Genomic DNA, 24,021 nt, shown 5'->3' on the forward strand with positions numbered 1-24,021 from the left:
GAATATGTTTATTACTCATAATCTCTTTATTAAATATTAATATGGTTTCCGCTAATAACGATACTCCTCCCCCGCTCGAAAAGTTTTATTCCGACTTTGGATTCAAGCATGTAGAAGAAGCACTAAATACTTGTGCAAGTCATTTTAATAAAGAGCTAAAATTACCCTATAAGTTGCCACAGCTAAGTTTTACGCATCAATTAGGAAAATGCGATAAGAAGAATAACGTTTTTGAAGTTATGTTTATCAATGAAGATTCACCAAGAATACATTATAAGGTCAGGGTCCGTCCAGTTGAACATAAGGTTTCTTTTTAGGGACATGTTCATAGATAAGCAATATGAATTGGATAATTGCCTAAAAATGTTGTATATAACTTCACCTGCCCCACTTTTCATGCAATTGCTGTATCTCTTCATTATGTGGAACTTCCTCTTTTGGTGTTTCCAATATAAACGGAATATTCGCTAGTTGTGGTGATTTAATTAATTGATCAAATTGCTTTTCTGATATATATCCATGGCCAAAAATGTTAGCATGGCGATCTTTTCCTGAGCCAGGTTCATACTTTGAATTATTAAAATGTATTACTTCCAAATGATCAAAAAATCCGAGCTCAATTCCTCTTCCCAACACGTCATTCCAGTTTTCCCCATCCCAAAGCCCACTTGCAAAAGCATGGCATGTATCTAAACAGAACCCAATTTTTTCAGATTGATCACATAGGTTACGAACCTGGGCAAGCTCCTCTAACGTAGTTCCAATCGATCCGGGTATTCCAGCATTGTTCTCAAGAAGTATTTTACAATTACCTTTCCATTGGCTAAGGACCTCATTAAGCATTTCAATCATTAATTGATAACTTGCAAGTCGATCATCATTGCTGATTAATTTACCAAAATGGACGACAGCACCGATTGAACCACATGCATCGGTTATTTCCAAATCATTTAATAAAGACTCAATAATTTTATTCCTTTTGTTTTCGTCCCTTGGCGTTAAACTCGTTGGATAGGGTGTATGTGTTACAGATTCAATGGCATTTTCTGTACAAAACCTTTTGCATAATGCAGAATCCTCCTTGTTGAATTCCTTTATAGATAAACTTCTAGGATTCTTGGGGAAATATTGAAAAGCAGATGCATTTAGTGCTGCTGCTTGTTTTGCGGCACCTAAGTAGCCTTCCCTTATAGAAATATGACAACCAAATTTCATAACATTCACCTTTCAACATCAAGTCTGACAACCTTTACAAAAGAATGTTTTACGGGATGAAATTTCTTCTTTAACTATTAATGCACCACATCGTTTACATGTCTCCCCTGCTCGATTATAGACATACGTATTCGCTTCATAGCCACCTGTTTTCGTATCTCCTTTAAATAAAGGCTGATCCATATAACCACCATATTGGATCCCCTGCTGCAGGATAAAACGAATGGATTGATATAATTGTGTCTGTTCAATTCTTTCAAGCTCATTCATATTTCGTTCCGGTGATAGTTTTGCGTGCCACGCAATTTCATCGGAATAACGATTTCCAATTCCCGATAAGAATTCCTGATTGACAAGCGTAGTTTTAATCATACCTCTTCTATTTTCAATAAGGGCAAAAAAGGAATCGAGTGAAAAGTTTACACTAAGTGGTTCTGGGCCTAAATTCTCCAACTCTTTCTTCACCCCTTCCTTTGAAATAAGATGGAGGTATCCTAATCTTAGACCAATAAAGTAAAGGTTCTGACCTCCAAAAGATAATTGTATTTGAACAGTACGATCCGGCTTATCCTCGTCTGTCCCGTAATACATCCACCCACCTAACATGAGATGTAAAAGCAACACATAGCCATTATCAAGACGAAATAGTAAATACTTAGCCTTTCTGCTGATAGATCCAACTTTCTGATCTTTTACCTTATTTACAAATTCCTCAACCTTTACATTAATTGATTTTTCTCGATTCACCATTACATTGGTTATTTTATTTCCACTAATCCTTTGATTCAATAAGATTTTATAGTTCTCCATTTCCGGTAATTCTGGCATTTTTAATCCTCCACCTAAAAAGCTGATACTCTATTTTCCCCTAATTTGTACAAAATAATATAGAAAAAGCTTAGGTAACTATGATTACCTAAGCTTTTGTGAATATATTTGTTTTTTTAATATTAGTTTAACTTAATAGCCTTTCTCAACAAGATCCAATTTACCTGTATCAGGATTGATTACTAGTCCATGAACAGGTACATCCTGTGGTAATAAAGGATGATTACGTATCGTTGCTACGCTATGTTTTACACTATCCTCCACAGAATCAATGCCTTGCAAAAACTCTTCAAAATTAACCCCAGAGTATTGTAACGTATCAAGATTCTCTTGCGTAATTCCTCGTCCTCTTGCTTTCTCTAAAACCTTTTCTACTTGTAAACCAGCCATACCACAATCATGATGGCCTACAACACAAACTTCTTGCGCTTGAAGCTCATAAACAGCAACAAGAATACTTCTCATGATACTTCCAAATGGATGTGACACGAGCGCACCAGCATTTTTCACAATTTTAACATCACCATTACCTACATTCATCGATTTTGGCAGCAGTTCAACTAAACGCGTGTCCATACATGAAAGAATAACAAGCTTTTTATTTGGTAATTTACCTTTTTGGTATTTTTCATATTCCTTATTTTCTACAAACTTTTCATTATATGCTAAAATTTCATCTAGTAGTTTCATAAAATCCTCCTTCATGTTTCTTTCCATAATTCAATTCTACTTGATTTCCAAATAAAATGAAATATATTATCTAGCTTATTTCTTTGTCTAGTTTTGTAATGTTTTGACTTCATTTGTAGAATCTATTGAATTTTTATTAAAAAATAGTCATAATAAGTTTCGTTGTGTGTGAGTCATATGACTTAAGTAATAGGGTGAGGAGAAGGAAATAATGAAACAAGTAATAAAACCAATGCATTACGATTTATCTACGGCTATTATAGTTAAAAAGAGAGAAATGATTGAACTAGGTATGAAGTTTGGGTTAGCAGATAAAAGAACCATTGAATGTAGTCAACAGCTTGACGATCTTTTAAATAGATTTGAAAATGTAAAAAAGCTGCGTTATGCATAATTTATAAAGGTAACTGAAAAAGATGAGCTTATAGTTTAAGCTCACTTTTTTCAGCCTTTAAGACAATATAAACAGCAGCTTTTACAAGGTTTGTTCGCCTTTTAATAATCCACTTCTTGGTCCATACCAAGTGAGAGCCTTTTAAGTAAATCAAATAATTATATTAAAGAAGTGAAGTGTATATACTTCCGTAGTTCTCTCTGTGGACTGCGGCTCTTCTGTACGTAGCGATGATAAGTCTGTGCATATCCAAAAATATATGAATGACCAAATAAAAAGAAAAGGAAGTAATGCTGCACTGTTGGAGCATTTAGATTGCAATTAAATCAACTTCTTACTTGATCCATTCCAAAAATTCTAGTCGATTCCCAAACGGATCATTTAAATAAAACCGATTCGCACCTGGCAGTTTGTCATCAACTTTAAACGTTATATCGTGGGCTTGTAAATGCTCTTTCATTGCTTCAATATTTTTCACATGAAATGCTGGGTGTGCTTTCTTGGCCGGATGAAAATCACTCTCAACTCCAATATGTACATGAACAGACCCGGACCGAAACCAAACTCCCCCACGCTTACGTAACGGTTCAGGTTTTTCTACTTCCTCGAACCCAAGTAATCCTTGAAAGAATTCCCTTGCTTTATTCTCCCCTCCGATAGGTGCTGCTAACTGAACATGATCGATAACTTCATATTGAAACGTCACTTCAAATTCCCCCTCTATGTTTGACTTCATTATAGCTAACTGCATCCAATTAGTATAATATGAATTTTCAATCAAAGATAGCAAGTTTAGCTTATACCCTGAAAACGCCATGCAAAAAGATCAGTTTCAATTAAGAAACTGATCCTGGTTGTTATTATATGTAGGTACAGCCACGGTTGCCGTAATTTCTATATAAAAAGTTTTAAACCACCACTTCGCAAAGTGGGTGTTTGCAGAAACCTTCCTGTCTTCCGCTCAGTGACGGCCCGACATTAGAGTTCCAATTTAAAACTCCCTATTCATACATTAGAGGTTAAAACTTATTATGATTACGAACATCGTAGCTTGTATTTATATATTACATCTTCACCAAATAGATTTCAATGGTATATTTACCCATTTTAAAACAATAATTCATAAACCTCGTTTAGTTCTTTTACCCTATTATCATGTTGTACATTCTTTGCGTAGTTTATTTCTCTTTCTAACATAGCATTTAAATATTGCATCTCATCATCGTTCAAATCCTCAACAAACTCACCCTCACCTTTGTAATTTCCACGTTCCAATTTTTGATATATTTGCCTACAAATATCGCTTTCTATATAGTTTGATAGCGATTCTCGTAAATATTCTAATGTGTTATCGATTAGTCTCACCTTTTCTTACATTTATCTTTTTGTATTTGTTTTTTTGGCACGCTGCTCAAGTTGTGATTTTGGCGCTTGATCTTCCACATCCTCCGTTAACCCCTGTTGGTTGACGCTACTATTCACCCGATTTTTACTCCGATTATTCTTCTTTTCGCTCATACAAAACACCTCCTGTAGATAGTGTTTCAAAATCATGGTATTATATACAGCTACAAAATGTAAATAACACTTTACATCTATAAACTTATGTGCTATAGAATATGTAAATATGTAGTTACATTATAAGGTGATGAGGACCTAACGTCTCTTAAAAACAACATAAGAGAAATACGAAGGGAATTAAGCAACTAAAAATGGTAGAAGATCTACAAGTGACACGCCAAACATTTACCGCCATCGAAAAAGATAAGTACAATTCCAGCTTAGAATTAGCGCTAAAGATTGTTAACTATTTTATTTACATATTAAGTGATGAATTTTTGTATTATTGCTACAATAATAGCAAGCATAATTGTCGTTTCTTATTACATTTAATAATTTTCAATGAAATTAAATAAGAGAGGTAAATGACCATGGCAGAGAAAATGAATAAAAATGATACAAGTACTTGGATTGTGTTGGGTATAGCTATAGGTGTTACGGGTGGAGTAATTTTTGATAACATCGCTGTTGGAATTGCAGCAGGTCTTGCAATAGGCTTAGCTATAAGTTCTGGTGTTAATAAGAAGAAATAAGAATAATCCAAAGCTTTAAGAAGGAGATGATATTGAGTTGAAAGATAATTTAGAAGCATTAATAAGGGTGATTCCTACTATTGAAGAAGGTAGACGTTTTATATTAGGTGTGGATGGTTTAAGCCGTTCCGGAAAAACAACAATTGTGAATAAACTTAAAAAAATATTAAGGGATGAGAACAACACAGTCTATGTTTTTCATATTGACGATCACATTGTTGAGAGAAAAAAACGTTACCATACTGAACATGAAGAGTGGTTTGAGTATTATTACCTACAATGGGACATAAATTGGTTGCGCGACAATTTTTTTACTAAACTTAGGTATTCTAATGATCTTAACCTTCCTTTTTATGATGGTGATTCAGACGTATGTACGATGGTGAATGTAAAACCTCCCGATTCCAGTATTATCATAATCGAAGGTGTTTTTCTTCAACGGCAAGAGTGGAGGGATTTTTATGATTATGTCGTTTATTTGGATTCCCCAAGGGATAAACGATTTCAGCGTGAAAGTAATCATACACAAAAAGCTATTGAAAAATTCAAAAATAGATATTGGAAGGCAGAAGAATTTTATATACAATCCGAATCCCCAAAAAAAAATGCGGATTTAGTTTTAAATGGATAGAGGAGAAAAAAATTTTGTACTTTCCCCTCTATTCCAATCCCTTACTCCGCACTCAATCCTTCATACCGCTCTCTCAATGACCGCTTCAGCACTTTCCCACTAGGATTTTTAGGTAAAGTATCAGCAAAGTCTACATACTTGGGCACTTTAAAGGTAGACAGTTTCGATTTACAAAACTCAATAACAACCTCTTTCGTCAGGCTTGATCCATCTTTTGGAACGATAATTGCCGTCACCGCCTCTATCCAGTACGCATCAGGAATACCGACAACAGCCACTTCTGAAACACCATCCAATTGATAAATGGTTTCTTCAACTTCCCTGCTCGACACGTTAACGCCGCCAGTATTGATCATATCCTTTTTCCGGTCGATAATTGTTATATATCCTTCGTCATCCATTACGCCAAGATCACCACTATGGAACCAACCACCACGAAATGCTTCGGCAGTTTTCTTAGGATCATGTAAATATCCTTTCATTGTGTGTGGTGTACGATGAACAATCTCACCAATCTCACCGCGAGGTACTTCGTTGTCTTGATCGTCAACGATCCTTGTTTGCACATTTAGTGTTGCCTTACCCGCCGAACCAATTTTTCGTAATTGATCGTCGGGTTGCAATGCTGTTGCTAATGGAGCTACTTCGGTTTGTCCATAAAAATTCCAGAATTTAGCATTCGGTAACCGCTCAGCTAACTCCTTTAAAATTTCTCGAGGCATAATTGCTGCACCATAATAACATTTTTCCAATGAAGAAAGGTCACGTTTATCAAAGTCTGGGTGACGTAATAACCCAATCCAGACAGTTGGTGGAGCGAAAAGAAGTGTTGCCGCTTCTTCCTCAATAGTTTTCAAAATAACCTCCGGACTAGCAGTTCCTAAAATAATTCCACTTGATCCAACATATATGCTCGGACCTAAAAACACATGTAATTGCGCACTATGGTATAACGGCAATGCGTGAATTGCCACATCCCTTTCTTCCATTTTTCCATCAATAACACAACTGACATATTCGCTTATTAAGCTTTTATGGGAAAGCATTACCCCTTTAGGACGAGATTCTGTTCCACTCGTATACAACACGTGAGCAAGAGTCTCATCAGAAATCTCCGCCTCAACAAAATCAGTCGATTTCCCCACACGTATTAAAGACAATTGCTCCCATGATGCAAGCTCTTCCCTAGACTCGTATGTATCAGGCAAATCTATTAAATATTTATGGGCAATCGGAGCATTGCCTTTAGCACCTTCAAGAACTGGTGCATATTCTTCTGAAGCAATAAAACCGGTAACCTCCGCATGCTCAATGATATATCGAACATCCTCACCTGTCAGCATGTAATTAATTGGAATCATCACTGCACCAATTCTTGCTAAAGCAAAATTCACAACAACAAAGTCTAAACTGTTCTTGGACATCACTGTAACCATTTCACCCTTTTTCATTCCTTTTTCTAGAAAGGCATGTGCTGTCTGATTGACCAGATTATCCAACTCTGCATAGGTCAGACGCTTGTCCTCATAGCGAATCGCAAATTTTTCCGGTGTACGGTCACGTGTCCTTGCTAGTAAATCCCCTAACGCATTTCTCCGTGCACGTTCCAACAACTTGGAAAGCTCAACATTTTCATTTGCCTGTGTGCTCATTGTCCCACTCCTTAAATGAATTAATAACGTATGCTATCCCTCACGTTGAATTTTCTTTCTTTTATTTTAATTCAGATAATTAATGTTGGCAAGTGGCGTTCATAAGAATTGGATCGTATTTCGCATATTTTGGATCGTATTTCTACTAATTCGACTCGTATTTACTGAGTTTGGATTGTATTCCCATTATTTGTGCTTCCTCCCTATTCTCAACAGTTTCCCCGCCTAAAACACAACAAAATACCAATTAATTAACTACACTTCTTCAAGCATTCGCTTAAGTATATCCTTCTATTTTCACTACCCTATATTATTTAACTACTGTGCTTTCTGCCCAATTTCAATCTTTATGGTGCCATTACTCTCGCCTATGAATATAGTGAAAATGACTATATATTAGGAGGATAACTATGGTATCTCTGGAGTCATTTTCAAGAAATAATCCCGACCATTTAGCGTGGCATGAGACGATGGAAATACATGAACTTGTTGCATTACAATCTATAGCATTAATGAAATTAAAGAGCTCAGTAGATAAGATACAAGATGGTATGCTACGGGCACTTTATCTGCAGACAATCAAAGATCTAGAAATGAACATTACAGAGCTTATTCAATTTTATTCATTAGCACCCAGGAACGATGATGAATATGATAGGCGAGAGTTAGGTACAGGATTTTATGCAGGGGACCTATTGGGATTTGCTAAAACAGCGGTACGTACCTATGCTGCTGCTATCACTGAAACAGCGACACCAGCTTTACGTGAAACATTAAACAAACACCTTCAAAAGACAATTCAAACGCATGGGAAGGTCTTTAATTATATGTATGGAAAGGGAATGTACCCAGCCTATAACCTTGAAAAATTACTGCAAAATGATTTACAGAATGCCCACAAGGCTTTGGAAATGAATTATAAGTAAATTTCGTTATGTCATAGTAGTATACTAGATGTTTCCACGTGTATTTTTCCTTTTTCAACTAAATGGTATTGTACTATTTCGCACGCTTACCACACGTTATGACGTTTTGCATCAAAAAGATCCCTACACAAAAACGTAGGGATCTTCACTATCTTAATCTAATTACTCTGTGACTAACTGTAATTCAACTGGAATAAACTTTTCAACAGATTCACCATTAACTACCTTACCTGCTGCGTCAATAGCCTTTTGTCCGATTAATTCTGGTTGCTGTGCAACTGTTGCAGCCATTTTACCTTCTTTTACCGCTGCACGGGCATCATCTGTAGCGTCAAAACCGACAACGATTACATCTTCAAGCAAACCTTTTGATTCAAGCGCTTGTACCGCACCTAATGCCATTTCATCGTTATGTGCAAATACTGCGTTAATTTTATCTGTACCTTGAAGGATATTTTCCATCACAGTTAAGCCTTCTGTTCTGTCAAAGTTTGCTGATTGTTTGGCAACAACTTCTATTCCATCGATTTCATCAACGATGTTATGGAACCCTTCTCCGCGCTCTCGTGTTGCGGATGCACCCGGAATTCCTTCCAGCTCCACAACTTTACCTTTTTCGCCTAATTGCTCTGCGATGAATTCTCCTGCCATTTCTCCACCAGCCACGTTATCGGAAGCGATGTGTGTTACAACTTCGCCACCCTCAGAACTACGGTCAACTGTAATAACTGGTACACCAGCATCGTTAGCTAGTTCAACAGCAGTCACAACTGCTGCTGAATCTGTTGGATTGACTAATAGTACATCAATATCTTGTTGTAATAAATCTTCAACATCACTTAATTGTGTTGATGGATCATTTTGTGCATCAGAAGTTAGAATTTCATAGCCTGCCTTCTTTGCTGCAGCTTCAGCACCATCACGTAGCGTTACAAAAAACGGGTTGTTTAGTGTTGAAATAGATAAACCAATTTTCACACTATCTTCTTCTGATCCATTATCCTTTGAGCCTTCTGATTCGTCTGATGAACTAGGGGCCTCTGTTGAACATGCAGTAATAACTAAAAGCAATACAAGTAGTGCTAAAGTTTTTATCCATTTACTCATTTTGTATTTCCTCCCATGGAAAATGTTTAGTTAAAGTGTTCTAATTGAACACGTGAAACCTTACTTAGATCTTCGGTCAAGCAAGACAGCAAGTAAGATAACGCCACCTTTGACAATTTGTTGATAGAACGATGATACGTTTAATAGATTTAGCCCGTTATCAAGAACACCAATAATTAATGCACCCACAAGTGTACCGACGATTCTACCGCGTCCACCCATCAAGCTCGTACCACCGATAACGACAGCAGCAATCGCATCTAATTCGTACATTGATCCTGCTGTTGGTTGTGCTGAGTTCAATCGGCTTGTTAAAATAATTCCTGCTAAGACCGATAGCATACCAGTTAATGAATATACCCAGATTTTTACTCGATCAGCTCTTATACCCGAAAGAGTTGACGCTTCTTCATTTCCGCCGACAGCATATACCTGTCTGCCGAAAACAGTTTTACGTAGCACAAAATATAAAATTAGAAATACACCAAGCATAAGGATAACAGGAAACGGAATACCAAACACATATCCGCGACCAATCATTTCAAATGCAAAACTATCCGACAATCCTGTAATTGGTTTTCCATCGGTATAAACAAGTGTAACACCACGGAAAACTGTCATCGTAGCAAGTGTTGCAATAAATGGTGCAACTTTCCCTTTTGTAATAATAAGACCATTCACCGCACCTAGTGCTAAACCAATTATTAACCCAATAAACACAGCAAAAATTGGATCCATTCCACTCGAAAGCATACCCGCAGTTAATGCACTTCCTAAAGCTAAAATAGAACCAACGGATAAATCGATCCCCGCTGTTAAAATTACAAACGTCATACCAAATGCTATAAGTGCGTTAACCGAAACCTGACGTAGTAGATTAAGAATATTATCTAGTGTGAAGAAATTATCACTTAAAAATCCTAATATGATCATAATTACGATTAAACCAATAAATGGACCAATTTTTGCAAAGTTAGTTACTAATAAGCGCTTCATGATTCTCCCCTCCTGTTGCCGCCCTCATTATTTTCTCTTGATCAGCGACTTCTCTATCTAAAGTTCGTGTTATCTTGCCTTCATGAATAACCATAATACGATCACTCACTCCAAGAACTTCTGGAAGCTCGGAGGAAATCATAATAATCGCTACACCCTTTTCGGTAAGTTCATTCATAATTGTATATATTTCTTTTTTTGCCCCAACATCAACACCGCGGGTTGGCTCATCAAGGATTAGCAGCTTTGGTTTAATTCCTAACCATTTTGCAATAACAACCTTTTGCTGATTACCTCCACTCAAATGTTTGATTTCTTGTTCGATACCAGTTGTTTTAACTTGAAGTCTTTTAATCAGATCACTAATCAACTTATTTTCCTTAGAAGCAGAGATAACCCCATTATTCGAAACCGCTTTCATATTTGTTAACGAAATATTTTCACGAATTGAAGCATTTAATACTAATCCTTTCGCTTTTCGATCCTCTGTAATAAAACCAATTCCAGCTTTGATCGCATCACTTGGATGGTTAATCGTTAAGGCTTTTCCATCTAATTTAACGGTGCCATTATTTTTCTTTTCAAAACCGAAAATTGCTTCCATTATTTCCGTTCTGCCTGCCCCCATTAGTCCAGCTACTCCAAGGATTTCACCTTTTCTTACATTAAAACTAATATTTTCAAATACCCCTCGTCGGTCTAGATTATCTACTTCAAAAACTACATCGCCAATGATGCTAGTTCTTGCCGGGAATCGTTCCCCAAGCTCACGACCAACCATCATTTTCACAATTGCTTCAAAGCTTGTCTCACGAATGAACTCTGTACTAATGTACTGCCCATCACGCAATACTGTGATTCGATCACAAATTTGAAAAATCTCTTCCATTCTGTGCGAAATGTAGATGATACTTACTCCTTTTTTCCGAAGCGACTCGACAACATTGAAAAGACTTTCGATTTCACGTGCCGTTAATGCGGCAGTGGGCTCATCCATGATGATTAGTTCAGCATTTGTAGCTAGAGCACGAGCTATTTCTATCATCTGTTGTTTTCCAACGGATAAATCTCCAGCTGTATCTTCTGGTTGAATGTTTGTTGCACCCAAATCTTGTAAACTAGTTTCCGTTTGTTTCTTCATTTCTTTCGTATTTAAAATTCCAGTTTTGCCATATGTCAGTTCTTTTCCAAGAAACATATTTTCAGCAACAGTTAAATGTGGAATAATATTAAGTTCCTGGTGAATGACAATAATCCCATCTTGTTCTGCTTGTTTTGGATTAGAAAAATCTACTTTTTTCCCCTTCACCTTGATAATCCCATTATCACGTGCATGTATTCCTGTTAACACTTTTATTAATGTTGATTTCCCTGCACCATTCTCCCCCATTAAGGCATGAATTTCTCCAGAATTAATTTCAAAATTAACCCCTTTTAACACTTGATTTCCTGAAAAAGACTTATCAATATTTATCATTTCAACAAAAGGTGTTTCGACCATTTTTCTCACCCCTTTTCATTAAAAAATTACACCAGCATGTAAAATGACATTGGCATACGGAGTTGCCTCTCCTGTTCGAATTACCGCTTTTGCTTTAGGAATTTCGGCTTTAAGCTGCTCATGTGACACATAATTTACTTGCACCTTGTCATAAAAATTCTTTAATTCATCGTGCAACACACTATTTTTGTCATGAATTTCTTTTGCAATTGTCATTTCCTCCACTTCCATGTCATCGGTAACCGCTTTAAAAACAGTTGTAAAACTTGGATTACCTATAGTTAATGACAAATCAATACAATGTATCTCATTCGGTATCGGAAGTCCACAATCTGCAATAATTATTTTGTCTGTATGTCCAAGTTTCCCTAGTACGGATGTGATGTCTCGATTTAAAATGCCTGACTTTTTCACTAAGAAACCGTCCTTTCTTTGATAAATAAATCTACCTCAGTACCTGTTGGCATACCTCCTTGAGCACCAATTTTTGTCACCGACAGTGCTGCTGCGGCATTAGCATATTCAATAGCTTTTGTTAGCTTTGCGCCTCTGCCAAGCTGAGATGCAAGAGCACCATTAAAGGTATCTCCAGCTCCAGTCGTATCCTTCGCTTCTACATGGTGACTCGGTAAATATCGTTTTTCTCTATTTTCATAAAATTGAACTCCCCGTTCACCCTGTGTCACAATTACATTCTCTTGAATCGAAGTAAATTTTGGATCAGTCTTCATCGACAGCAACTCAATCTCGTTCGGTGTCAGAAAAGCTGAACCACTAAAAACAGCTTCGGGTAATTGTTGATATGGTGCTGGATTAACAATTACTGGAATACCATATTCATTAGCTATTTTTAATGTGTGAACAACTGTTTCCATTGGAATTTCCAATTGTAGTAACACGATGTCACTTTTATTAATAACGTCACGATGTCTTTCAACAAAGTCTGGCGTCACTAAACGATTCGCCCCTGACGAAACAATAATTCGATTATCATTTTCTGACAAAATAATGTTAGCAATTCCTGTTGCCACGTCAGGAATTGTCTCTATACCATCATAATTTATACCTTCTGATTCTAAATGATCTAAAAGTGTGGCACCAAAAGTGTCATTACCTATAGCACCAATCATATTTACTGATGAACCAAGTCGTGCAGCTGCAACTGCTTGATTAGCACCTTTTCCCCCTGGATACGTCGCAAATTCTCCCCCAATCACGGTTTCGCCCTGCTTCGGTATTGTGTTTGTTGAAATTGATAAATCCATATTAATACTACCTACAATACAAACTGTGGAACTTACAGCCATGTTATTACCCCCTTTTTCGTGTCGATTGACGCTCAATAAGCTGGACGGTAAATTCTTCTCTCTTTGTCTTATATCCACTATTATTAATTTGTTCTAGCAGCATTTCAGCAGCTTGTGTTCCAATATCATAGATTGGTTGTGCCATCGTCGATAGAGACGGTGTCGTGGTTTCCCCAACCGTAATTCCATCAAAAGCTATTATCGATAACTCATCAGGAACGTTTATTCCTAGTTCCTCAGCCCCTTTAAGCGCCCCAATACCCATCAAATCATTCCAAACAAAGATTCCATCTATTTCCGTGTGATCTGTGAGTAATTTTTTCGTTGCTTGAACAGCTGTTTCGAAATTGTATTCTCCTGGCACAATATAACTTGACAAAAACCAGTCTTCATTCTTAACCTCGTCAAGATAACCCTTAAGTCGTTTTGCCGTATTACTTACATGTTCCGGACCGCATATATGTGCAATCCTTTTACATCCAACTGATTTTAAGTGCTGAACGGCCTGCCTAGCACCCTCTCGATTATTTACAGTTACCGAGGATATATTAGAACCTATGATTCTATCAAGCGCAATGATGGGAGTACTTATCTTACCAACAAGTTCTTTCGTAATCGTACTTGAAACAATTATTATGCCGTCCACTGACTTTTGTTGTAATGCATTCAAATACGTTTGTTCCTTTTCAAAATCGTCATCCGTATTACACAGAATGAATGTATAACCATGTTGATTGGTAACATCCTCCACTGCTCGAGCAAGCTCTGGAAAGAAAGGGTTCATAATATCCGGAACAAATAAAGCTATCATTTTCGATTTGCCTTTATACAGACTTCGTGCCACATCATTTGGTCGATAGTCTAATTGCTTAATTGCACTGTTAACCTTTTCTTTTGTTGATGGATTTACATAACCAGTACCGTTCATAACGCGCGAAACAGTAGCTGTTGAAACCCCGGCAAGCTTTGCAACATCTTTAATCGTTGTCATTATAAAACCACTCTCTTAAATTATTAAAAACAAAAGTGTAACCCGTTACATTAAATTATAGAAAAAAATTCACTTGAAAACGCATTCATGTAACCCATTACATAAATAATAAAGTGCGTGCACATAAGTGTCAATAACTTTTGCTAGAACGATAATTGTAGAGATTAAATAAATAAAAAGCATGGATAGTATGGGTCCATGCTTTTCATTAGTGAGGCACCGATTAAAAGATTCTAATCTTACTGCTTCGTTTAAAAGATTTTGATTTTGGCGGTACATATCCACGTTCAAAAATTCTCCCTTTTGAGATCATACATTTCTGTAAAAACATTTCCAACGAGTCGGATTCATACTCCTCGATAGCCTTTAGTAATACTTTTGCTGCTACTTTTGCATCCTCTAAGGCATGGTGATGCTCGAACACGATATTATGATGGGCAGCAAGTGTGTTTAATTTATGACTCATTAAATCTGGCCAAACTCGTTTAGATATACTCGCTGTACAAAGATACTCCAACTCCGGATAACGCAAATCAAATCGATCCAGTGTTTGCCGAACAACACTCATATCGAAGCTTGCATTATGTGCAATTACAATATTATTATCAAGATATTTATGTAGTGTTGGCCACAGTTCAGCAAAAGTTGGTGCATCTTCTACATCACTTTCAGTTATACCATGAATGTATGTATTAAATGATTTGAATTCCATGAGTGGATTTATTAGGCTATAAAATTCATCAACAATTCCCTGCTCATTAGCAACGACAACACCAATTGCACACGGACTGTTACGTTTTTCGTTTGCAGTTTCAAAGTCAATGGAGACGAAGTCCATGATAAAAATCTCCTTTGTTTTCTAATGTCAATAACAATATATAATACTATGTATTTCTAGTGTAAGGGAGAAGGAATTTCATTGTAAATGAATGTGCATTGCTGTACCACGAATTAACGTAGTACTGCAATGCAATTATATCAACGCTATTATAACTGTTTTACAGAATTATTCTTAAGAATTTTATTTGGGTTCAGAATGGCATCAGGGTCCAGTGCTTGTTTAATCTTTTGCATTACCACTAACGCTTCTCCATGTTCTTTTTCCTGGTATTCCTGTTTACCAATTCCAACACCGTGTTCACCCGTACATGTTCCACCTCTTTTAAGTGCATAATTCACAATACGAGTGTTTACATGTTTCGCCTTTTCAACGTCTTCTTGATTAGCCGGATCAATCATGATCAAAGCATGATAGTTACCATCCCCAACATGACCAACAACTCCGCCACTGAGTCCTGAATCTTCAATGGCTACTCTTGCCTCTTTAATAGCCCCTGCTAGCTTGGAAATTGGTACACAAACATCCGTTACCATTTGCTTTTTCCCTGGATGACCGTGGATGTATGCGTAAGCTACATTGTGACGTGCCTCCCAAAGGCGATTTCTGGCAGCTGTATCTGATTCAAATTTAATTTCCTTACAATTTTTATCGAGAACAATTTCTCTCGTAAATTCAATATCATGATTAAGTCCAGCTTCATTACCATGGAATTCCAAGAATAATGTTGGTCCTTCTTTGTATGTTGTTCCACTATAAAGATTCATTTGCTTCATCGATTGTTCATCAACAAGTTCAACTCTTGCAATAGGAACACCAGCCTGTAAAATACCGACAACCGCTTCAACCGCATCATCGACACTATCAAATGATGCTCTTGCAGCCATAGTATGTTCAGGAATTCCATAAACCTTTAGTGTTAACTCAGTGAAACACCCCAATGTTCCTTCAGACCCGACAAAGAGACCATTCAAATGAAAACCCGATGAAGATTTTGCTGCAAGATTACCTGTGTGAATGATTGCACCATCAGCCAGGATAACTTCTAAATCACGAACTTGATCTCGCATGACTCCATACTTAACAGCGGTTGTTCCACTAGCATTCGTTGCTGCCATACCTCCAAGCGTTGCATCAGCACCTGGATCCACTGAAAAAAATAAGCCATACTTTTTAAGCTCTTTATTTAATTGTGAACGTGTAACACCAGGTTGCACCTTGACCAGAAAATCATTCTCCCTAACTTCCAGCACCTTATTCATGAGTGAGAAATCAATCGTTATCGTATCCTGTTCATTCGGAATTACATTTCCTTCCAAACTTGAACCTAATCCAAACGGAACAACCGGTGAATGGTATTTGTTTGCTAGTTTCATAATTTCGCTAACTTCATCAGTAGTTTCAGGAAACACGACTACATCTGGAAAACGTGGTGTATGATACGATTCATCCTTACTATGCTGCTCTAAAATAGTTTCATTCGACGATACACGGTCACTGTTTAGTGCTTCTTGTAATTCTTCATAAAGACCCATCAGTCACATCTCCTTTAATCTCTTTCCTTTACTTGGTTTTCAAGCTTGCCTACGTTTTCAATTTCTAATGTTACAACGTCCCCATCTTTCAAAAATTGCGGAGGATTCATAGCAAAACCAACTCCATTTGGTGTACCAGTCATGATAATATCACCTGGTTTCAACGTAATTAAGCTAGATATAAATTCTATTAAAAATGGAATATCAAATATCAATTTATTAGTGTTAGAGCTTTGGCGTTCCTCTCCATTCACATAGGAACGAATAGATAAATTATGGGGATTTCCAATTTCATCTGGTGTTACCACCCATGGACCAATTGGTGTACTACGGTCCAATGTTTTTCCCTGTAGCCATTGGGCTGTACGTTTTTGCAGGTCACGGGCAGAAATATCATTACCAATTGTATATCCAGCAATATGATTAAGCGCATCTTCTTTGCTAACATGTGATGCTTCTTTTCCAATCATTACTATTAACTCTACCTCGTAATCAAGTTTTTCTGTAAACATAGATTTTTTGATATCATCCTCAGGACCAATTAGTGCATTATTGAATTTTGCAAATAAAACCGGAAATTCTGGAATGTCGCTTTGCATTTCTGCAGCGTGTTCAGCATAATTTTTCCCGACACAAATAACCTTTGAAGGTGCTGGATTAGGAGTTGAAAAACTCACTTCTTCTGGGCCAAACAATACTTCGTTATGACCTTGTTTTGTTATATAATTACAAGCTTTCCTGGCACGTTCAACTACCACAGTTCCCATGGAAAAAAATGTACTTGGATCTGCCGGTAGAAGACTATCAATTAAATGAATAGCATCCTTTTCTCCCATTGAAATAAGATAGGCATGATAACTTTCCTGTAAATCAATCACTTTCCCATCTACTACACAACCTATCCTATATGTACCAGGTTTTCCCTTAAATTTGTAGCTAACCAATTTCATGATTAATCCACCTCGATTGTTAGGTAATATTTAATACTTATCGTACCATAAAAATTCAATCTATCCCCAATATTCAGTTAAAAAATATTCTAAATTTTCGCTTGACATTTAATACTCCTAAAGGTAATGTGATTAATAACATTTAAAATTGAATAAGTAACTTTCTTATCCAGAGAGGTGGAGGGACTGGCCCTTTGAAGCCTCAGCAACAGGTTATTTAATACTGTGCTAATTCCAGAAGCGTAAAGCTTGAAGATAAGAAGAGTGATTAACTATTGTCTGTAAACCTCTTCTTATCTTAAGAAGAGGTTTTTTTGATGCAAACTACATATAAAGAGGTGATTCTTCTAATGAAGTAAGACACAACTTTCTCTAAAAGTAAATACAAAATAAAAGAAAGAAGGAATTTACTATGTCAATCACATTAACGAAAGCACCATTTAAAGCAGATCACGTTGGGAGTTTGTTACGACCAGAAAACTTACACAAAGCAAGAAAGGAATTTAATGAAGGGAAAATCACAGCAAAACAATTGCGTGATGTTGAGACAAAAGAAATTAAACGTATTGTTGATAAACAAATCGAGGTTGGGTTATCATCCGTAACAGATGGTGAATTCAGACGACGATTTTGGCATACGGATTTCCTTGAGCACTTGAATGGGGTGGAGGGGTATGTCCCAGAAATAGGCTATATTTTTAATGGTGACGAGGAAACTGAAAAATATAACATACGAAATACAGGAAAGATCTCTTTTAATCCCAACCATCCATTTATAAAAGATTTTATTGTGTTTAATGAAATCGTTGATGGTCGTGCTGTTGCTAAACAGACAATTCCAAGTCCCAACCAATTATTTAATGTTGGTATACGTGATGAGAGTATATACCCTGACATTGAGGAATATGCAAATGATATTATTAAGGCGTATCGTGATGCAATAAAGGTATTTTATGAAGCTGGTGTGCGTTACTTGCAATTGGATGATGTTTATATTGCTGGACTTTCCTCACCAGATATCCCATTTAATGATGGAGCATTTTCAAGGGAACAATTAATTGACTTAGCACTTCGCGTAGTAAATAGCGTTTTAGAAGGTAAACCGGAAGACTTAGTGGTGACAACACATCTTTGTCGTGGTAACTATCGTTCTAATTGGGCATTTCAAGGAAGCTATGCACTGATCGCACCAACTTTATTTGCAAAAGAAAAGGTGGATGGTTTCTTCCTAGAATATGATGATGAACGTTCAGGAGACTTTAAACCATTAAAACACATTCCAAATGGTGGCGCGCAGGTTATTTTGGGAGTTGTAACATCAAAATTTGGAGAAATTGAAGACAAAGAAGCAATTAAAGCACGTATTAAAGAAGCAGCAAAATATGTTCCGCTTGAACAGTTGTGCATAAGTCCGCAATGCGGATTCGCATCGACTCACCATGGTAATAAGTTAACAGAAGAACAACAATGGGCTAAATTAAAATTTATAGGTGAAGTAGCTCAGGAAGTTTGGGGATAAAATGTGGGGGGCAGTGGGACAAGGGGGCAGGAACCTTGTCCCAGTCCCAGATTCCCTGCATTATGATGGATTCAGTATCCTTTGTAAAAATTGCTGTGTACGCTGTTCCCTTGGCGCTTTAAGTACTTTATCCGGAGGTCCATGTTCGACAATATATCCACCATCCATAAAAATCACCTCATCCGAGACTTGTTCTGCAAATTGAACTTCGTGCGTAACAATAACCATCGTCCAATTTTCTTTAGCAAGGTCTTTGATTACAGTTAATACTTCTCCAATCAACTCTGGATCCAGTGCAGATGTAGGCTCATCAAACAACATTAACTCTGGTTCAATTGCAAGTGCTCTAGCAATTCCGACCCGTTGCTGCTGTCCACCAGAAAGCTGATGAGGATAAAGATTCATCTTATCCTTCAGACCAACCTTCTCTAGAAGACTTTCCGCTAATTCCTGAACGTCAGCTTTGTTACGTTTCTGTACGATGATTGGTCCTTCCGTTACATTTTCTAAGGCTGTTTTATGTGGGAAAAGATTGTAGGATTGAAATACCATTCCCGATTTACGTCGTAATCTTAAGGCATCCTGTTTACTGATTTTCTTTTCGAAATTCAGTGTAAGTCCATCGTCAAACGTAAAAATTCCTCTATCTGGTTGCTCCAGGGCATTTAGACAACGTAGAAGCGTTGTTTTTCCAGATCCAGAAGGACCCATAATCGACAACACTTTACCTTTTTCAATTTCTACTTCAATATCCTTCAAAACTTCCAACTCATTAAAGGATTTAGCCAAACCTTTAATTGATAATAACACCTGGGTTCCTCCTCTCTATGTAGCTGTATACCGTTCGAGACGTTTTTCGATAGCCTGTTGAACAATAGATAATAGAAAACAGATTATCCAATAAAGAATTGCTGCTTCGATATAAATCAGCATAAAATCATATGTTACTGCAGCAATTTCCTGAGCTCTCCTAAATAACTCAGTAACAAGTATTAGTGAAGCAAGTGATGTATCCTTCACCAAACTAATAAATGTGTTTGATAATGGGGGTATAGAAACCCTTGTTGCCTGCGGTAGAATAATTCGCCTTAACGCTGTATTTTGCGTCATACCAATTGTATATGCTGCCTCCCATTGACCTTTTGAAATCGATATAATAGAAGCACGAATTATTTCTGATGCATAAGCCCCTACATTAAGGCTAAATGCGATGATGGCACTTGGAAATGGGTCAATGGTAATGTTTAAGCTTGGTAATCCATAGAAAACAATAAACAATTGCACAAGTAAGGGTGTTCCTCTAATTGCCGAAACATATACAATCGCTGGTGTACGAACGATAGATGATTTTGAAAGACGCATAATAGCTGTTAATAGTGCCAATATAAGACCAGCCACAAATGAGATAAGTGTTAGTGGTATTGTATATTTAATCCCACCTTTAATCATGGGGAGGAGGGAGTTTTTGAATAACTCCCACCCACCTTGATCCGCAGTTATCGCAAATAACATATCATTTAGATGAAACATCTTCACCAAACCAATCTTTAGCAATTTTAGCGAGGGTTCCATCTTCTCTCATCGCTTTTAATTGCTCATTAACAGCTTCAACTAATTTCTCATTTCCTTTATTGAAAGCAAAAGCTGTTTCTGAAGCATCGCCCTCTTCTGCTACTATTTTAATACTTTTATCACCTTCTTGATTCAAATAATCAAGAACCGCAAGTTTATCATTTACCGTTACATCTGCACGACCTTGTTTCAATAATTCAATCGATTGTGCAAGACCTTCTACGCCTACAAGCTCAGCACCATTCTCTTTTGCAATAGCCCCAAAGTTACTCGTCAATGATTGTGCAGATTTCTTGCCTTTTAAATCTTCAAAGGAATTAATATCATCCGTTTCTTTTGGTACAACTACGACTGCAGCTGAATACGTATACGGGTTAGAAAAGTCATAGTTCTCTAAGCGATCTTCATTAATACCCACCTGGTTCGCAATCAGATCAAAACGTTCGGAATTCAAACCAGCAAACATAGAATCCCATTGTGTTTCCATGAATTCTACTTTTACTCCCATACGGTTCGCAACTTCTTTTATAACTTCAACATCGTATCCTGTTAATTCACCTTGATCATTATGAAAAGTAAATGGAGCATATGTGCCTTCTGTCCCAACGGTAAGGACACCCTTTTCCATAACCTCATCATAAAGATTTCTTGAACCACATGCAGTTAATACAGCAATAAGTCCAATCATTAATACCCATAAAGCTAGTTTCTTCATATCTATTAAACCCCCAGTAATTTTATCGGAATAATTGATTATAACCTACCAATTAAGATAAGTAAAAGATTTCCTACTATGACTTAGAATTAACAAAAAGATTTAATTCATTCCTTTTAATCAAGGGCAACTTTCTAAAAGATTATTGTTTTTACACAAATGACATAAAATGCGACGTAAACACCAAGCCGAGGAGACAGAAAATATTACTTTCATACTAATGACATCCTGGGGAGATGATGCTCGGTAGGAGAGCGAGGATATCAGCAGGAGAGCAGGAACATCGTCAGGAGAGCAGGAATATCAGTAGGAGAGCGTGAATATCAGCAGGAGAGCAGGAATATCAGCAGGAGAGCAGGAACATCGTCAGGAGAGCAGGAATATCAGCAGGAGAGCAGGAACATCGTCAGGAGAGCAGGAATATCAGCAGGAGAGCAGGAACATCGTCAGGAGAGCAGGAACATCGTCAGGAGAGCAGGAACATCGTCAGGAGAGCGTGAATATCAGCAGGAGAGCGAGGATTGCAGCTGCTCCGGAAATCGTAGTGTATACTGGCTGTGGGAATAACAGCTACATAAGATAACTTACGTCACATTTTACTGAAACTACGGATTTAAAAGTAATAAAATTTACGAAACGAGCCTTAATTAAAGGGAGTGTAATATTAACTGTGTAAGTAAGAAATGCGTACGGTTTCTTACTCACACAGTTTTTTATTTGGTAGAATAATAACTATAAAGCTAAAGGAGTGTTTTAAATGGGCAAACCTAAAAGAGATCCCAACTCCATAGAATTAGCTAACAAGATTATTGAACAGTATCAACCAAAGTCTGTAGAAGATATGCAAGATGCATTAAAGGACATATTTGGACCTATGTTTGAATCGATGTTAAAAGGTGAAATGAATCATCATTTGGGCTATGAATCCAATGATAAGGGAGAAAAAGAAACAAACAATAGACGGAACGGGTACGGAAAAAAGAAAGTCAAAACGACTGCTGGCGAAGTGGATATTGCTGTACCTCGTGATCGTGACGGTTCATTTGAACCAGAGCTTATTCCAAAGCGTAAAAGAGATGTTTCTGCCATCGAGGATAAAGTCATCTCCATGTATGCAAGAGGAATGTCTCAGCGAGATATTTCATCCACGATTGAAGATATCTATGGATTCTCCGTGTCTCATGAAATGATATCCGATATTACCGATACAGTGCTTCCTGATTTAGAAGAGTGGCAAAGTCGCCCTTTAAGTAACTGTTATCCATTTGTATTTGTAGATTGCCTTTATACGACGATACGTAATGACTACGAAACCAAGAAATACGCTGTTTATACCATGTTAGGCTATACCATGGAAGGAAAGAAAGACATTCTTGGTCTATGGTTAAATGAAACGGAAAGTAAACATAAATGGATGCAAATCTTTGATGAAATAAAAGCTCGTGGTGTAGAAGATATTTTCTTTATTTCCATGGATGGAGTAAGTGGATTAGAAGATGGAGCTCGTGCCATTTTCCCACAAGTTGTCGTACAACGCTGTATTGTTCATCTCATTAGAAATTCGATTAAGTATGTTCCAAGTAAAGACTATAAAGCTTTTACTGCTGCATTAAAAAAGGTTTACGCTGCACCAAGTCTTAAGGCTTGTCATAGTGCATTCGAAAGCTTTCAACAACAATGGTCTGCCTATCCAGGAGCTATTGACGTATGGAAACGAAACTTCTCCCATGTGGAACAACTATTTGATTATGGAAGTGCCATACGCAAAATCATGTACACTACCAATGCGGTAGAAAGCATACATTCTAGCTTTAGAAAAGTGACTAAAAAAGGAGCATTCCCAAATGAGAACGCTCTTCTAAAAGTATTATATTTACGAACGAAAGAACTTGAAAACAAATGGGAAGGTGGCCATATTCAACAATGGGCAATGGTGATGAACCAGCTATTAATACATGACCATCTTAATAAACGTGTGTTAAAATATTTAGAATAACTTACACACTTTTCTTGACAAGCCCTAATTAAAGCAAAAGAGCTTAGGGATACCGAATCTCCCAAGCTCTTTTTGTACTAATAATACATTTAAATATTCAATTTCAATTATTTTCAGCTACGTATGTTGAAATTTGCCACGTTACACCAAATTTGTCTGTTACTTGACCATATGATGGACTCCAAAATGTTTCTTGAAGGGGCATTTCAACCTTTCCCCCTACCTGTAACTTTTCAAATACTTCTTTGGACGTTTCCACATCACTCACCGTAATCGCAACGTTAACTTGTGATCCAATTGTGTGTGGTTGACCCGGAAATGTATCTGAAAGCATAAGATCTGTATCTCCAATTTTTAGATGTGCATTTAATACACGATCTTTTGCTTCTTCTGGAATAGGGGACTCTGGATTATCCGGCATATCCCCAAACGTTTGAACGTTTGATACTTTTGCATGTAACGCATCTTCATAGAATTTAATAGCTTCTTGCCCATTTCCATTCGTTACAAAATACGGATGAAACTTTAAAATCATAACATACACCTCTTTCTCGAATTTTTATTC

The 24,021-nt window shown here is 37.0% G+C and carries 27 protein-coding genes, 1 other RNA gene and 1 riboswitch; of the genes, 7 read left to right on the forward strand and 21 right to left on the reverse strand.

What is annotated here, in order from left to right; translation table 11 throughout:
- Positions 1 to 378: 378 nt before the first annotated feature.
- The 3 genes from CS937_RS05355 to CS937_RS05365 all read right to left on the reverse strand — a co-directional run bounded on the left by CS937_RS05355 (position 379) and on the right by CS937_RS05365 (position 2,733).
- On the reverse strand, positions 379 to 1,215 hold the full coding sequence (locus CS937_RS05355; RefSeq protein WP_099157427.1) for a deoxyribonuclease IV: 837 nt from the start codon (positions 1,213 to 1,215) through the stop codon (positions 379 to 381).
- Between the two features lie 18 nt (positions 1,216 to 1,233).
- On the reverse strand, positions 1,234 to 2,043 hold the full coding sequence (locus CS937_RS05360; RefSeq protein ID WP_099157428.1) for an Fpg/Nei family DNA glycosylase: 810 nt from the start codon (positions 2,041 to 2,043) through the stop codon (positions 1,234 to 1,236).
- A 132-nt stretch (positions 2,044 to 2,175) separates the two neighbouring features.
- On the reverse strand, positions 2,176 to 2,733 hold the full coding sequence (locus CS937_RS05365) for a beta-class carbonic anhydrase (RefSeq protein WP_099157429.1): 558 nt from the start codon (positions 2,731 to 2,733) through the stop codon (positions 2,176 to 2,178).
- Positions 2,734 to 2,944: 211 nt separating this feature from the next.
- On the opposite strand from CS937_RS05365, the gene CS937_RS05370 reads away from it, so the two are divergent.
- The gene (locus CS937_RS05370; RefSeq protein ID WP_099157430.1) at positions 2,945 to 3,127 is read left to right on the forward strand and encodes an aspartyl-phosphate phosphatase Spo0E family protein; all 183 of its coding nucleotides are present in this window, start codon (positions 2,945 to 2,947) and stop codon (positions 3,125 to 3,127) included.
- A gap of 334 nt (positions 3,128 to 3,461) precedes the next feature.
- Here the strand turns inward: CS937_RS05370 and CS937_RS05375 are convergent, their stop codons facing one another.
- The 4 genes from CS937_RS05375 to CS937_RS05390 all read right to left on the reverse strand — a co-directional run bounded on the left by CS937_RS05375 (position 3,462) and on the right by CS937_RS05390 (position 4,645).
- The gene (locus CS937_RS05375) at positions 3,462 to 3,833 is read right to left on the reverse strand and encodes a VOC family protein (RefSeq protein ID WP_245835699.1); all 372 of its coding nucleotides are present in this window, start codon (positions 3,831 to 3,833) and stop codon (positions 3,462 to 3,464) included.
- 163 nt (positions 3,834 to 3,996) lie between these two features.
- Positions 3,997 to 4,183: non-coding RNA, 6S RNA (gene ssrS, locus CS937_RS05380), on the reverse strand.
- Between the two features lie 51 nt (positions 4,184 to 4,234).
- A complete protein-coding gene (locus CS937_RS05385; protein ID WP_099157796.1) occupies positions 4,235 to 4,483 on the reverse strand; it encodes a sigma-G-dependent sporulation-specific acid-soluble spore protein CsgA in 249 nt (82 codons plus the stop codon).
- Between the two features lie 21 nt (positions 4,484 to 4,504).
- On the reverse strand, positions 4,505 to 4,645 hold the full coding sequence (locus CS937_RS05390; protein WP_099157431.1) for a small, acid-soluble spore protein L: 141 nt from the start codon (positions 4,643 to 4,645) through the stop codon (positions 4,505 to 4,507).
- Between the two features lie 413 nt (positions 4,646 to 5,058).
- Here CS937_RS05390 and CS937_RS19380 point away from each other — a divergent pair, with 413 nt between their 5' ends.
- Entirely contained in the window at positions 5,059 to 5,220 is a 162-nt protein-coding gene (locus tag CS937_RS19380) for a glycine zipper domain-containing protein (protein WP_176555711.1), read from the forward strand.
- Positions 5,221 to 5,257: 37 nt separating this feature from the next.
- Entirely contained in the window at positions 5,258 to 5,851 is a 594-nt protein-coding gene (locus tag CS937_RS05400) for a kinase (RefSeq protein WP_099157432.1), read from the forward strand.
- 41 nt (positions 5,852 to 5,892) lie between these two features.
- Here CS937_RS05400 and CS937_RS05405 read toward each other — a convergent pair whose 3' ends face one another.
- On the reverse strand, positions 5,893 to 7,503 hold the full coding sequence (locus CS937_RS05405; RefSeq protein ID WP_176555758.1) for an acyl-CoA synthetase: 1,611 nt from the start codon (positions 7,501 to 7,503) through the stop codon (positions 5,893 to 5,895).
- A gap of 410 nt (positions 7,504 to 7,913) precedes the next feature.
- On the opposite strand from CS937_RS05405, the gene CS937_RS05410 reads away from it, so the two are divergent.
- Positions 7,914 to 8,429: a spore coat protein gene (locus CS937_RS05410; protein WP_099157433.1), complete on the forward strand. Its 516-nt coding sequence runs from the start codon at positions 7,914 to 7,916 to the stop codon at positions 8,427 to 8,429.
- 162 nt (positions 8,430 to 8,591) lie between these two features.
- Here the strand turns inward: CS937_RS05410 and rbsB are convergent, their stop codons facing one another.
- The 9 genes from rbsB to CS937_RS05455 all read right to left on the reverse strand — a co-directional run bounded on the left by rbsB (position 8,592) and on the right by CS937_RS05455 (position 17,654).
- The gene (gene rbsB, locus CS937_RS05415; protein WP_099157434.1) at positions 8,592 to 9,536 is read right to left on the reverse strand and encodes a ribose ABC transporter substrate-binding protein RbsB; all 945 of its coding nucleotides are present in this window, start codon (positions 9,534 to 9,536) and stop codon (positions 8,592 to 8,594) included.
- A gap of 60 nt (positions 9,537 to 9,596) precedes the next feature.
- Positions 9,597 to 10,532, reverse strand: a complete 936-nt coding sequence (gene rbsC / locus CS937_RS05420) for a ribose ABC transporter permease (protein ID WP_099157435.1) — start codon at positions 10,530 to 10,532, stop codon at positions 9,597 to 9,599.
- Positions 10,510 to 12,033 carry a sugar ABC transporter ATP-binding protein gene (locus CS937_RS05425; RefSeq protein WP_099157436.1) on the reverse strand — a complete coding sequence of 508 codons (1,524 nt, stop codon included), beginning with the start codon at positions 12,031 to 12,033 and terminating at the stop codon, positions 10,510 to 10,512. The genes rbsC and CS937_RS05425 overlap by 23 nt, the downstream gene beginning before the upstream one ends.
- Positions 12,034 to 12,051: 18 nt before the next feature.
- Positions 12,052 to 12,447: a D-ribose pyranase gene (gene rbsD / locus CS937_RS05430; RefSeq protein ID WP_099157437.1), complete on the reverse strand. Its 396-nt coding sequence runs from the start codon at positions 12,445 to 12,447 to the stop codon at positions 12,052 to 12,054.
- The gene (rbsK, locus tag CS937_RS05435; RefSeq protein WP_099157438.1) at positions 12,447 to 13,340 is read right to left on the reverse strand and encodes a ribokinase; all 894 of its coding nucleotides are present in this window, start codon (positions 13,338 to 13,340) and stop codon (positions 12,447 to 12,449) included. The genes rbsD and rbsK overlap by 1 nt, the downstream gene beginning before the upstream one ends.
- A gap of 4 nt (positions 13,341 to 13,344) precedes the next feature.
- On the reverse strand, positions 13,345 to 14,331 hold the full coding sequence (locus tag CS937_RS05440; RefSeq protein ID WP_099157439.1) for a LacI family DNA-binding transcriptional regulator: 987 nt from the start codon (positions 14,329 to 14,331) through the stop codon (positions 13,345 to 13,347).
- Positions 14,332 to 14,554: 223 nt separating this feature from the next.
- Positions 14,555 to 15,169, reverse strand: coding sequence for a 3'-5' exonuclease (locus CS937_RS05445; RefSeq protein ID WP_099157440.1), 615 nt, complete (start codon positions 15,167 to 15,169; stop codon positions 14,555 to 14,557).
- Between the two features lie 149 nt (positions 15,170 to 15,318).
- Positions 15,319 to 16,704, reverse strand: a complete 1,386-nt coding sequence (locus CS937_RS05450; protein ID WP_099157441.1) for an FAD-binding oxidoreductase — start codon at positions 16,702 to 16,704, stop codon at positions 15,319 to 15,321.
- Between the two features lie 14 nt (positions 16,705 to 16,718).
- Complete coding sequence (locus tag CS937_RS05455) at positions 16,719 to 17,654, reverse strand: fumarylacetoacetate hydrolase family protein (protein WP_099157442.1); 936 nt, start codon at positions 17,652 to 17,654, stop codon at positions 16,719 to 16,721.
- Positions 17,655 to 17,816: 162 nt separating this feature from the next.
- A riboswitch (SAM riboswitch) is annotated at positions 17,817 to 17,916 on the forward strand.
- A gap of 150 nt (positions 17,917 to 18,066) precedes the next feature.
- On the opposite strand from CS937_RS05455, the gene CS937_RS05460 reads away from it, so the two are divergent.
- A complete protein-coding gene (locus tag CS937_RS05460) occupies positions 18,067 to 19,173 on the forward strand; it encodes a 5-methyltetrahydropteroyltriglutamate--homocysteine S-methyltransferase (protein ID WP_099157443.1) in 1,107 nt (368 codons plus the stop codon).
- Between the two features lie 60 nt (positions 19,174 to 19,233).
- On the opposite strand, the gene CS937_RS05465 is transcribed toward CS937_RS05460, so the two are convergent.
- From CS937_RS05465 to CS937_RS05475, 3 genes are read right to left on the reverse strand one after another with little or no spacing between them, the layout of a single operon-like run.
- Positions 19,234 to 19,983 (reverse strand): amino acid ABC transporter ATP-binding protein, encoded by a 750-nt coding sequence (locus tag CS937_RS05465; RefSeq protein ID WP_099157444.1) that lies wholly within the window; start codon positions 19,981 to 19,983, stop codon positions 19,234 to 19,236.
- Between the two features lie 15 nt (positions 19,984 to 19,998).
- Entirely contained in the window at positions 19,999 to 20,703 is a 705-nt protein-coding gene (locus CS937_RS05470; protein ID WP_099157445.1) for an amino acid ABC transporter permease, read from the reverse strand.
- Complete coding sequence (locus CS937_RS05475; protein WP_099157446.1) at positions 20,687 to 21,460, reverse strand: amino acid ABC transporter substrate-binding protein; 774 nt, start codon at positions 21,458 to 21,460, stop codon at positions 20,687 to 20,689. The genes CS937_RS05470 and CS937_RS05475 overlap by 17 nt, the downstream gene beginning before the upstream one ends.
- 316 nt (positions 21,461 to 21,776) lie before the next feature.
- Here CS937_RS05475 and CS937_RS19385 point away from each other — a divergent pair, with 316 nt between their 5' ends.
- Together CS937_RS19385 and CS937_RS05485 are read left to right on the forward strand one after the other, a co-directional pair.
- The gene (locus tag CS937_RS19385; RefSeq protein ID WP_099157447.1) at positions 21,777 to 22,043 is read left to right on the forward strand and encodes a hypothetical protein; all 267 of its coding nucleotides are present in this window, start codon (positions 21,777 to 21,779) and stop codon (positions 22,041 to 22,043) included.
- Between the two features lie 174 nt (positions 22,044 to 22,217).
- Positions 22,218 to 23,456 (forward strand): IS256 family transposase, encoded by a 1,239-nt coding sequence (locus CS937_RS05485; protein WP_099157448.1) that lies wholly within the window; start codon positions 22,218 to 22,220, stop codon positions 23,454 to 23,456.
- A 103-nt stretch (positions 23,457 to 23,559) separates the two neighbouring features.
- Here CS937_RS05485 and CS937_RS05490 read toward each other — a convergent pair whose 3' ends face one another.
- Positions 23,560 to 23,991, reverse strand: a complete 432-nt coding sequence (locus CS937_RS05490; RefSeq protein ID WP_099157449.1) for a VOC family protein — start codon at positions 23,989 to 23,991, stop codon at positions 23,560 to 23,562.
- Positions 23,992 to 24,021 lie beyond the last annotated feature (30 nt).

The organism is Virgibacillus ndiopensis, assembly GCF_900187325.1.
In the GTDB taxonomy this organism is placed as follows: domain Bacteria; phylum Bacillota; class Bacilli; order Bacillales; family Amphibacillaceae; genus Virgibacillus_E; species Virgibacillus_E ndiopensis.

Coding starts and splice junctions, on each gene's coding strand:
- CS937_RS05355 (WP_099157427.1), bottom strand. CDS start 1,215: ATGAAATTTGGTTGTCATATTTCTATAAGGGAAGGCTACTTAGGTGCC.
- CS937_RS05360 (WP_099157428.1), bottom strand. CDS start 2,043: ATGCCAGAATTACCGGAAATGGAGAACTATAAAATCTTATTGAATCAA.
- CS937_RS05365 (WP_099157429.1), bottom strand. CDS start 2,733: ATGAAACTACTAGATGAAATTTTAGCATATAATGAAAAGTTTGTAGAA.
- CS937_RS05370 (WP_099157430.1), top strand. CDS start 2,945: ATGAAACAAGTAATAAAACCAATGCATTACGATTTATCTACGGCTATT.
- CS937_RS05390 (WP_099157431.1), bottom strand. CDS start 4,645: ATGAGCGAAAAGAAGAATAATCGGAGTAAAAATCGGGTGAATAGTAGC.
- CS937_RS19380 (WP_176555711.1), top strand. CDS start 5,059: ATGGCAGAGAAAATGAATAAAAATGATACAAGTACTTGGATTGTGTTG.
- CS937_RS05405 (WP_176555758.1), bottom strand. CDS start 7,503: ATGAGCACACAGGCAAATGAAAATGTTGAGCTTTCCAAGTTGTTGGAA.
- CS937_RS05410 (WP_099157433.1), top strand. CDS start 7,914: ATGGTATCTCTGGAGTCATTTTCAAGAAATAATCCCGACCATTTAGCG.
- rbsB (WP_099157434.1), bottom strand. CDS start 9,536: ATGAGTAAATGGATAAAAACTTTAGCACTACTTGTATTGCTTTTAGTT.
- rbsC (WP_099157435.1), bottom strand. CDS start 10,532: ATGAAGCGCTTATTAGTAACTAACTTTGCAAAAATTGGTCCATTTATT.
- CS937_RS05425 (WP_099157436.1), bottom strand. CDS start 12,033: ATGGTCGAAACACCTTTTGTTGAAATGATAAATATTGATAAGTCTTTT.
- rbsK (WP_099157438.1), bottom strand. CDS start 13,340: ATGGCTGTAAGTTCCACAGTTTGTATTGTAGGTAGTATTAATATGGAT.
- CS937_RS05440 (WP_099157439.1), bottom strand. CDS start 14,331: ATGACAACGATTAAAGATGTTGCAAAGCTTGCCGGGGTTTCAACAGCT.
- CS937_RS05445 (WP_099157440.1), bottom strand. CDS start 15,169: ATGGACTTCGTCTCCATTGACTTTGAAACTGCAAACGAAAAACGTAAC.
- CS937_RS05450 (WP_099157441.1), bottom strand. CDS start 16,704: ATGGGTCTTTATGAAGAATTACAAGAAGCACTAAACAGTGACCGTGTA.
- CS937_RS05455 (WP_099157442.1), bottom strand. CDS start 17,654: ATGAAATTGGTTAGCTACAAATTTAAGGGAAAACCTGGTACATATAGG.
- CS937_RS05460 (WP_099157443.1), top strand. CDS start 18,067: ATGTCAATCACATTAACGAAAGCACCATTTAAAGCAGATCACGTTGGG.
- CS937_RS05470 (WP_099157445.1), bottom strand. CDS start 20,703: ATGTTTCATCTAAATGATATGTTATTTGCGATAACTGCGGATCAAGGT.
- CS937_RS05475 (WP_099157446.1), bottom strand. CDS start 21,460: ATGAAGAAACTAGCTTTATGGGTATTAATGATTGGACTTATTGCTGTA.
- CS937_RS05485 (WP_099157448.1), top strand. CDS start 22,218: ATGGGCAAACCTAAAAGAGATCCCAACTCCATAGAATTAGCTAACAAG.
- CS937_RS05490 (WP_099157449.1), bottom strand. CDS start 23,991: ATGATTTTAAAGTTTCATCCGTATTTTGTAACGAATGGAAATGGGCAA.